The organism is Pseudobdellovibrionaceae bacterium (assembly GCA_023898385.1).
Taxonomy (GTDB): Bacteria; Bdellovibrionota; Bdellovibrionia; order Bdellovibrionales; family UBA1609.
Map to the genome: position 1 here is coordinate 2,341,647 of CP060220.1, position 8,905 is coordinate 2,350,551.

Genomic DNA, 8,905 nt, shown 5'->3' on the forward strand with positions numbered 1-8,905 from the left:
TCCCCACTATGTATGTTGTTTTTCATTCCAAAACCAATAGACCCTTGCCCCGGAGGACGTGGTGATCGAGTTCCCACAATCTAAAGTAAATGAAATCATTGCCAGCATTGACCGCCATCTCGATCAGTTCTCAGGCACTCCCGTGGCTGCCTTTGATGCTGATGGCACTTTGTGGGATATGGATTTGGGCGAGAATTTTTTTAAATACCAAATTCGTGAAAATCTTTTGCCAGACCTCCCTGCAAACCCTTGGGAGTATTACCTCAATTTGCATGATAACATTTCAGCCGTTCAGTCTTATCTTTGGTTGGCACAGATCAATGCAGATCTCCCCATTGATCAGGTGCGTGAGTGGGCAAAAAAAGCCGTAGCCACCGTTGGTGAACTTCCTATTTTTAAAGCCCACAAGCAGATCATTGATCACCTTTTAAAAAACAACGTCGATATTTTTATAGTTACCGCATCGATACAATGGGCTGTGGAGCCCGGAGCCCAATTTCTTGATATCCCCACAGAAAATGTCATCGGCGTAAAAACCCGCATTGAAAATGGTTTGGTAACCACAGAGCAAGAAGGTGCTGTCACTTACCGCGAGGGCAAGGTCACAGGTCTGCTAGAGCGAAACGGAAATCGACACCCTTTCTTCTGTGCTGGAAATACGCAAGGAGATTTGCCCCTACTTGAGGCTTCAAAGGGCCTGCGTCTTGTCGTTGCCGCATCACCTGAAACATCCACCAACTACAAATCTGAACGCAAAATGATCGAACTGGCTAACGAACGGGGTTGGTTTTGCCACTCGTACCTTTAACCAAGAGCAAGATCCCAACCCGCTCTCTGAGTTGCCCAAGTTAAAAGTCGATTTAAAGTTAACCTTGACCTATTATAGCTTCTAACTCGTCCACTTCTTTCGGGGCTCTATCGGTAAGATTACCGTGGCCGTCTTCAGTGACCACAATGTTATCCTCGATGCGAATTCCAATGCCTTTAAGCTCTTCTGGCACATTGTCCAAGTGAGCTGGCACATAAAGACCTGGCTCTACAGTAATACAAAATCCCGGTTCTAATTGCCGAGACTCACCGTTCACTTCATAGGCTCCCGCATCGTGAACGTCCATTCCGAGCCAATGGCTGACTCCATGAGGATAAAAGGCGAGATACGATTTTTCTTCAACGATTTGATCTTTCGAACCTTTAAGTAATTTTTCGTCAATCATGACGTCGATTAACTCATTTCTGGCGGTTTCTTGCAATTGTTTAAGAGTGACCCCTGGCTTAACCATCGCCACCATACGCTTCTGGACGTCTAAAACTTTTTGATACACCCGTTTTTGGGCGCCATTGAACTTTCCACTCACAGGATAACTGCGGGTGATGTCGCCAGAGTAGTAGTGATACTCGGCCCCCGCATCAATCAACATAATCTCGCCATCTTTTAAGGGCTGATCATTAAAAACATAGTGCAAAGTGGTGGCGTTGTTGCCGCCAGCGACGATGGTTCCGTAACCTTCGCGGGCAGCCCCACGCTCCATAATTTCTTTGATAAAGAGGCCGTGCAAAGCTCGCTCACTGACGCCCGGTCTTGTGGCCTTCATCACTTCAATGTGTGCTTCGGCTGAAATATCTGCCGCTTTCTGCATCACTTCGATTTCATAAGGCGTCTTTCGCACCCGCATTTCACCGATCAATGGTACTGAGTCTTTGATCGCCAAGTTGCCCTTGCCACTTCGGCCCCAACTGGCCTTCACAGTTTCAATGACATGGCGAAAGCGAACATCAAAGTCTGTGTTCATAAAAAGGCTGTAGTAGACCACGTCTACATCACGCAATAATGCCGGCGCTTCTTTTTCAAAATCATCCACAATAAATGCAGCGTCCACACCAAACTCTGTTTGGGCAAGCTTCGGGCCATAACGAAAACCATCCCAAGTTTCACGTAAAGGGTTTTTGTCGCGAACAAACAACACTGTTTCTGGGCTGCGCCCCGGTCGAAATACAAAAACACTTTCAGGCTCTTCAAAACCAGAAAGGTAAAACAAGTTTGAGTCTTGTCTGTAAGAGTGATGAACGTCGTGATTTCTTACATACTCGGGATGCGCCGGCAAAACCAATGCAGCCCCATTTAATAGTTTTGCTAGCCGATCCCGACGTTCCTTAAATACGGACATGTCATATATGCTTTTTCTCATGGTCATCTCCCCTAGAACCCATACTTTTTAGCAAGCTCACGCGCGGCTTTTTCACCGGCCTGTTCGCCGGCTGAAAATATAGACCGGGCGCTGCCAAAATCAAGCAACTTATAGTTTCGTGTGTTAACATTCACCACATAACTGGCTGCACTCGCTGATTTTTTTAAGTGGCGAATCAGCTCTTGCCAAACCACCGCCGAGACGTAGCTGTTTTTTAACTCGTCTTGCTTTAAGGGCTCGCCATCAGATAAGACATTCACAAAGACAATCACTTCAATCTTTGCCGCCTTCATGCGCGAAATGGCCTCATCCACAGAAAAAGCTCCGGCCACCCAATGGTCATTGGGTTGAAACAGCGGCGGATAAGGCATACATTTTTTAAGGGCCTCCATCACTGATCCACGCTGTTGCCAACTTAACGTGCCAGAATAAATCGACAGACTGGGACATGCAAAATCCACCTGCATGCTGCCGATATCCGACTTTTCTAAGTTCTTTTCGAAAAACTCAGACAATGTGTTTATGCTGTTGGCCTCAAGCTTCTTTGTGAAAAAACCCCGCTTTGCCAAATCTTTTTGTTCCAGCTTGTAGAGCTTCCACTCGGCACCATGAACTTTTCCATTTTCGGCATACAACGCCGCCGGCAACGCTCCCCATTCAATACCGATAATAGAATCAATGGGGATTTTTGCTTTCACAAGCTCTTTGATTACACCCGTGTGAGCAAAGGCCTTCACGCCACCTGGCCCGAGAATTAAACCCACCTTGGGGGGGGCCAAGGGTTCCTGGGGCTGCGGTTGCTTCAACCAAGTGTCACCCACGGACTCTTCACTGGTAATCACATGAACTTCAGAATCTTTTGATGGTTCACTTTGGGGGCTGTCGATTTTTTGTTTACGCTGTTCAAATCGTTCTGAAACCGAGGCACATCCCACGACAAAATAAAGGGCCCATAGCCCCACAACTAACCCCACTTTAGATTTTTTTAGCATAAACAAAAAACTCCCGATTACCGGCTTTACCTAAAATTGGACTCTCAATGTAATTTTCTACCACAAGCCCCAACGATTTGCACAGTCCGATAATTTTCTCTTTGAGATGTTCATATTGTGCCGGGTCCTTGACGACGCCCCTTTTATTTAGGGCCTCTGGCCCCAGCTCAAATTGGGGTTTGATCAAGGCCAGCAAATGTCCGCTGGGCTTCAGCCATTGACTAATAAGCGGCAGCACCTGAGTGATCGAAATAAACGACAAGTCTACTGTGATCACGTCAAAGGGTTTCTCTAAGTGAGGCACCAGTGTGGCATTCTCGTTCATGTCTCTCACATGTACGCCTTCAAATATTTTTAAGCGTGGCTCAGGGCGTAGCCGAGCATGCACTTGCTCATGGCCCACGTCCACCCCGACAACTTCTGTAGCGCCGTGCTGTAATAGACAATCCGAAAACCCACCCGTGGACAGCCCTATATCTAAAGCCCGAATGCCTTCAACGTTAATAGATAGTTCTTTAAGGGCGCCAGCCAGCTTTAATCCTCCTCTCGACACATAGGTCAATGCATCGGAGGCCGCCACTGTCACCACGCTGGTTTCACTGACAAGAAAACCGGGCTTTTCCACTGTTTTTTCCCCAGCCCTATTCTTTACCGTAACAACACCTGAGCGAATAAGTTGCTGCGCCTTGGATTTTGATGGTGCCCACCCTTTATCGACTAAATACTGATCAAGACGTATTGAGGGTGTGTTTGCCATAGTCTAACTTTTTTAAACAGTTCGGTTTAAGTTGTATTGACTCAACGACCCCAATTTGTGGGCTTTTTCGCCATAGGCCACAAGACTTGATTGCATTTCCTCGGTCAGCTGAGTGAGCGCTTTTTTGGTTTCCTCAAGACCCATAAGCGACGGAAACCCCGAAGCTTCTGGGTTATTTTTGTCATAATCCAAAATATCGTCGGCCAGTTGAAAGGCCAAGCCGAGCTTTTCACCAAACTCACGCAAATGAGCGCGGTCTTCAGCATCGACTTTCGCCACCACCGCCGCTCCCTCTACCGCAGAAGCTATGAGTGCTCCGGTTTTTAATTTATGTGTGAGAGTTAATTCATCCACCGTTAACACCTTGCCACCCAAAGCTTCAATATCAATGGCCTGCCCGCCAACCATACCCAGTGGACCTGCTGCTTGGGCCAACACACGCACCAGCTCAAGTCCCACGCCTGGATCTGAAGAATAGTTTTCGGCGATGGTTGAAAATGCCGCCGTCGACAGACCGTCACCTGCCAGCAGTGCCATGGCCTCACCGTAGACGATATGATTAGTGGGTTGGCCGCGTCGCTCATCGTCGTTGTCCATGAGTGGTAAATCATCATGGATCAACGAATAAGTATGAACACATTCAACAGCGGCAGCAAAGGGTAAGACCCGCTCTTTACCTACGCCCAACATTTCAGCCGTCAACAAACAAAGCACTGGCCGAAAGCGTTTTCCGCCATTGTCGAGAGAGTATTTCATCGACTCAAAAAGTCGGTTCATACTGCTGGAGGGCCACTTGCCACCCGCAAAAAGATTGCGCAGGTAATCATCCACAATGACGATTTCTTGTTTAAAAAGATCAGTCAGGCTCATTCATCCACGTCCGCAGAAAAATCTTCAGTCACGGCCTGCCCATTGTCATCCACCTTAACCAAAAGTTTCACCTTCGCCTCGGCCTCGGATAACTGCTTGTTGCACTCACGCGAGTGTTTAATACCCTCTTCAAAAAGTTTTAGTGAATCTTCAAGTGACAATTCGCCACCCTCCATAGCTGAGACGATTTCTTCAAGACGCCCCAATTTTTTTTCAAAGTCCATTTCATATCTCCTATTCTTTTTCTAAGGTCGTCACTGACACTTGGGCTCCTCCATGGGCCAATCGCACGTGTAGAGAGTCACCCACAGAAAGCTGTTCGACATTTTTTACAACTACCTTTTGTTTTGTAACTATGGAGTAGCCCCGATCCACCACTTTTAACGGGCTTAGACTATCTAATACGGCCATCAGTTCTTTTAGGTGATGGCGACGGTCTTGCAAAATTTGTTTTTGCGAACTGGCCAAGCGAAGCCCTAGCATGGCCACCCGCTGTCGCTGGCGATCTACCAGCGCAAGCGGGGTGCCCAGACGCTTTAATAAGTGCTGCAGCTGTTGCCTTTTAAGGCTTACAAATCGCTCTACAGAAAGTTCTAGACGCTGAGTCAACTCATCACAACGCATACTTAAATCTTGTAGGCGACGTTGAGGATCTATGAGTCTCTTGCCCAGATGGGTCAATCGTTGGCGGTGGTGATGAATTATAAAGTTCATTGACCGCAACAAACGATGCCGTATTTGTTTGATTCTCTCTAAGAGGTCTTCTGAGTTTTTCACCACAAGTTCGGCCGCTGCCGATGGCGTGGGAGCGCGCAAATCAGCCACAAAATCAGATATTGTGAAATCCACTTCATGCCCCACCGCCGATATGATGGGTTTTTGCGAAGCCACTATGGCGCGAGCCACAGATTCTTCGTTAAAACACCAAAGATCTTCAATAGACCCGCCGCCACGACCAACAATAATCACATCGATATTTTTGATTTTATTCGCAGCTTCGATGCCCTTAACTATGGAGGCCGCTGCCGTGGGCCCCTGCACAAGCGCCGGCACTACGGTGACCTCAGCGCCCCGGTGGCGCCGTTTAAGCACATTGAGTATATCCCTAATGGCCGCACCCGTGGGTGAGGTGACAACGGCAATATGTTTTGGAAAAGCCGGCAAGGGCTTTTTACGTTCCTTTGCAAACAGACCCTCTTTTTGGAGTTTGGCTTTGAGTTGTTCAAAAGCTTTCTGCAAAGCTCCTGCACCCACAGGCTCCATGGTCTCGCAAAAAACCTGGTAGTTGCCGCGGGGTTCGTAAACAGTGATCTTTCCCCGAACCAAAACTTCCATGCCTGACTCAGGCCGAAATTTCAGGCGACTATTAAACCCACGAAACATCACGGCGTTCACCTGAGCTTTGTCGTCTTTTAGGCTAAAATAAAAATGCCCTGAAGTGTGGGCCTTGAAATTAGAAATTTCCCCTTGCAGCCAAATTAGCGAAAACTGAGATTCTAAAATTTCGCGTACCGAACCGTTGAGTTCAGATACAGAAAATACATGGGGCTCATTAGCCACAGGTTGGTTGTCTTCGGGCTCCTCATTAGCCCAATCTGAAAATCCCATTTGTGTCTGACTCATGACCGCAGAACATAACGGCCCCTTACCAGAAAAGAAAGTTTTACCTGAGGCTTTTCACAATTACTTTGCGGCGCATAAGCCAGAATCAGAAAGGATTTTGGCCCACCCATAGGTTTTGAAGCGACCAAACGCCCCCAACCACCAGACAGATCAGAGCCAGTAGCCGGTGCCCCTGCATTTGGGTTAAAAGTTGCGGCGGAAAGTGCTTTTCAGCGAGCCCCACCAATGTTTCAGAATGCAACACAAAGGTCAAAAGGGCGCCGTAAAACAGCACAATAAACGGAAAAATAAAATCGAGTTCGTGGTAGGTCATAACATCGTATCGGCAGCTTGTGTCTCAATATTAAACAACAGGTTAAATAAATATTTTTTCGTTAGGCCAGAGGTCTTGTTTGAAAGTCAAGTTCTGTGTAAGAGGGGCCTAATAACAGTGATTTTCCGCAAAAAACTTGCAATGGCTATTACGTACAGCGTTCAAATCTGGCAAGCAGCGCGCTAAGAAAAATGCTATCTCTGCCGCCATGGGCACCCCTTTCCGGACCGATCACTTTATATTTCTTTTTAAGGCTCTTAAGTCTGGTTTTTATCTTCGGCATGGCATTTGCCTCGTTGCTGTCAAATAGGGTTTGTTGTATATTCAATGTCAGCTTCTGTGGGCTCATGAATAAGTAAACCCTACAGTCAAAGCAATGGGGATGGTCCCTGAGAGTGGTGTGCAAGCTCAAGTTCGAGTTGAGAAGCCTGAAGCTCTTATCACTGTCGCCCACCTTAGCGAAACCGGGTTTGCAGTTCATAGAGCACCACAGTTGTTTTTTTCATTTCGTGACACTGGCGGCTTTTTGCTTTTTTTTGTGAATCTTCGGCCTGGTCAGGCCACCCAGCCCAACGTCCTTCGACCATAGACTAAAATTCTCATGCAGATTTATTTTCGCTCAGTTGCAACTGCATTGCTTTATATATCGATATAAAATGGCCCTATATTTGCTTTTTATAAGGGAAAACGAGGGGACGGCCATGATTCGATTTTCACTGTCAAAACTTTTTACGTTTGTCTTTGTGATGGGGGTTTTTCTATCAACTGCCTTTGCAGGTGATTCGAATTCTAATGAACCCAGCGATCCCATGGTGCAAAAAGCCTATGCCAATTGTGGCAAAAGTGATCGAGCCTGTATCCAAAGAGAACTGGAAAAGTATGAGGCCTCGAAGAAGTGCGACGAGGCAACGAAAGAAATCAAAGACCTCGCTTCAAAAAGGGGTGAGGCCTGCAATAAAGCTGGCATCAACTGCGATGTCCTCGACAAGTGTGTCACATGTTTGTCAGACAAAAGCTGCAAACCCGAGTTCACCTATGAAAAATCAAATCTCTCACTGGCAAAGTCAGATGTTTGCCCGAATATCGAAGCCGCTTACCGAGAACCGCTAAAGTCAGAGCTTGAATCACTAGATAGCGAAAAAAAGGAGCTTAAGTCAGACTCTAGTGACCTAGAAGAGTCGATTCAAGAAGCCCAATCGGAAATCCAATCGGCCCAACTGGAGGCACAGGAAGCCACAAATGATGCCAATGTCGCTCTAGAGAAGTTTCGCAGCCAACTCGAGGAAGCGGCTGAAGAGGGGCGCAAAGATCTTGAAAAACAAATTCAAAGCCTTGAAGAAAAAATGAGTGAAGTTCACTCTCAGTTGGCAGAAAACGCCGCCATGAAAGTCGAGTCCTTTGATAAATATCAAGATGCACTGGATGCCCTTGATATGGAAATAAAGGCTTGCGCTTTTGAATATTTTGATAAATTTCAACAACAAGTAGCGCAACGAATCCTTACGGGCACGAACAAAGCCAGTGGTCTGGCTGGCGCACTTTCTAAAGCCGGACTCTCATCAGCTGAACAAGCCAATAAGAAATTTGCCTACTTTAAATCAGAATGCAAAGAGCGAAAGAATCACCATGCCCGATCTGTTTCAGCAAAACGACGGTATGACAATGTGGTTAAACAACTAGACAACAACCGCATCAGCCTGATCAATCAGTTGGACAAATTGATGCAAGAACTCAATAAACTTTCGCAAACCGGGCTATCAGAACTTGAGGCCAAAATTGCGCGAAAATGGCAAGAGGCTGAATTGGAATATCGCCAGAAGATCACAAACGCTAACCTGAAGGTGCAATCCACTATTTCTAAATATCAGTCGAAGCTTATCTCTGACCAACAAAAGCTTCGCGAAAAACAAGAGTCCCTTCAAAACTGGGAAGAATATGGGACGAGCAAGCTCGGCATGCTTACAAAAGATCCTGATTTTGTTTCAGCTGCCAATGCCCATGAGCGCTACAAAGGGGTCTATGATAGCTTTGGCGCAAGCTGTCCCGATCCCAATAGTGTTCTCAAAGGACTACCCAACCCAAAAGGCACAAAATAACCCGCCTCTGAAATAGCCTTGACTCTAGGCATCATTTCACCCCATCCTACCACCCCTGCCCCTTCCCG

8 protein-coding genes and 1 other RNA gene are annotated in these 8,905 nt (G+C 46.8%); 3 read left to right on the forward strand and 6 right to left on the reverse strand.

The genetic code is table 11. The features are described 5' to 3' along the window. The first annotated feature begins 61 nt into the window (after positions 1 to 61). A complete protein-coding gene (locus tag H6626_10670; protein USN46668.1) occupies positions 62 to 808 on the forward strand; it encodes a haloacid dehalogenase-like hydrolase in 747 nt (248 codons plus the stop codon). A 58-nt stretch (positions 809 to 866) separates the two neighbouring features. On the opposite strand, the gene H6626_10675 is transcribed toward H6626_10670, so the two are convergent. From H6626_10675 to H6626_10700, 6 genes are read right to left on the reverse strand one after another with little or no spacing between them, the layout of a single operon-like run. Further along, positions 867 to 2,186, reverse strand: coding sequence for an aminopeptidase P N-terminal domain-containing protein (locus H6626_10675; GenBank protein USN46669.1), 1,320 nt, complete (start codon positions 2,184 to 2,186; stop codon positions 867 to 869). Positions 2,187 to 2,197: 11 nt separating this feature from the next. Next, a complete protein-coding gene (locus H6626_10680) occupies positions 2,198 to 3,178 on the reverse strand; it encodes a patatin-like phospholipase family protein (GenBank protein USN46670.1) in 981 nt (326 codons plus the stop codon). Continuing rightward, positions 3,162 to 3,935 carry a TlyA family RNA methyltransferase gene (locus H6626_10685; GenBank protein USN46671.1) on the reverse strand — a complete coding sequence of 258 codons (774 nt, stop codon included), beginning with the start codon at positions 3,933 to 3,935 and terminating at the stop codon, positions 3,162 to 3,164. Before H6626_10685 ends, H6626_10680 begins: the two co-directional genes overlap by 17 nt. Positions 3,936 to 3,947: 12 nt before the next feature. Continuing rightward, a complete protein-coding gene (locus H6626_10690; GenBank protein USN46672.1) occupies positions 3,948 to 4,805 on the reverse strand; it encodes a polyprenyl synthetase family protein in 858 nt (285 codons plus the stop codon). Next, positions 4,802 to 5,029 carry an exodeoxyribonuclease VII small subunit gene (locus H6626_10695; GenBank protein ID USN46673.1) on the reverse strand — a complete coding sequence of 76 codons (228 nt, stop codon included), beginning with the start codon at positions 5,027 to 5,029 and terminating at the stop codon, positions 4,802 to 4,804. The genes H6626_10690 and H6626_10695 overlap by 4 nt, the downstream gene beginning before the upstream one ends. A gap of 10 nt (positions 5,030 to 5,039) precedes the next feature. Beyond that, positions 5,040 to 6,413, reverse strand: a complete 1,374-nt coding sequence (locus H6626_10700) for an exodeoxyribonuclease VII large subunit (GenBank protein USN46674.1) — start codon at positions 6,411 to 6,413, stop codon at positions 5,040 to 5,042. A gap of 684 nt (positions 6,414 to 7,097) precedes the next feature. Between H6626_10700 and ssrS the strand changes: the two genes are divergently transcribed. Together ssrS and H6626_10710 are read left to right on the forward strand one after the other, a co-directional pair. Further along, positions 7,098 to 7,214, forward strand: a non-coding RNA gene (gene ssrS, locus H6626_10705) — 6S RNA. A gap of 228 nt (positions 7,215 to 7,442) precedes the next feature. Then, on the forward strand, positions 7,443 to 8,837 hold the full coding sequence (locus tag H6626_10710) for a hypothetical protein (protein USN46675.1): 1,395 nt from the start codon (positions 7,443 to 7,445) through the stop codon (positions 8,835 to 8,837). Positions 8,838 to 8,905 lie beyond the last annotated feature (68 nt).

Excerpts from the sequence above, each read along its gene's own strand:
- H6626_10675 (USN46669.1), bottom strand. The coding sequence starts at position 2,186 with ATGAGAAAAAGCATATATGACATGTCCGTATTTAAGGAACGTCGGGAT.
- H6626_10680 (USN46670.1), bottom strand. The coding sequence starts at position 3,178 with ATGCTAAAAAAATCTAAAGTGGGGTTAGTTGTGGGGCTATGGGCCCTT.
- H6626_10685 (USN46671.1), bottom strand. The coding sequence starts at position 3,935 with ATGGCAAACACACCCTCAATACGTCTTGATCAGTATTTAGTCGATAAA.
- H6626_10690 (USN46672.1), bottom strand. The coding sequence starts at position 4,805 with ATGAGCCTGACTGATCTTTTTAAACAAGAAATCGTCATTGTGGATGAT.
- H6626_10695 (USN46673.1), bottom strand. The coding sequence starts at position 5,029 with ATGGACTTTGAAAAAAAATTGGGGCGTCTTGAAGAAATCGTCTCAGCT.
- H6626_10700 (USN46674.1), bottom strand. The coding sequence starts at position 6,413 with ATGGGATTTTCAGATTGGGCTAATGAGGAGCCCGAAGACAACCAACCT.
- H6626_10710 (USN46675.1), top strand. The coding sequence starts at position 7,443 with ATGATTCGATTTTCACTGTCAAAACTTTTTACGTTTGTCTTTGTGATG.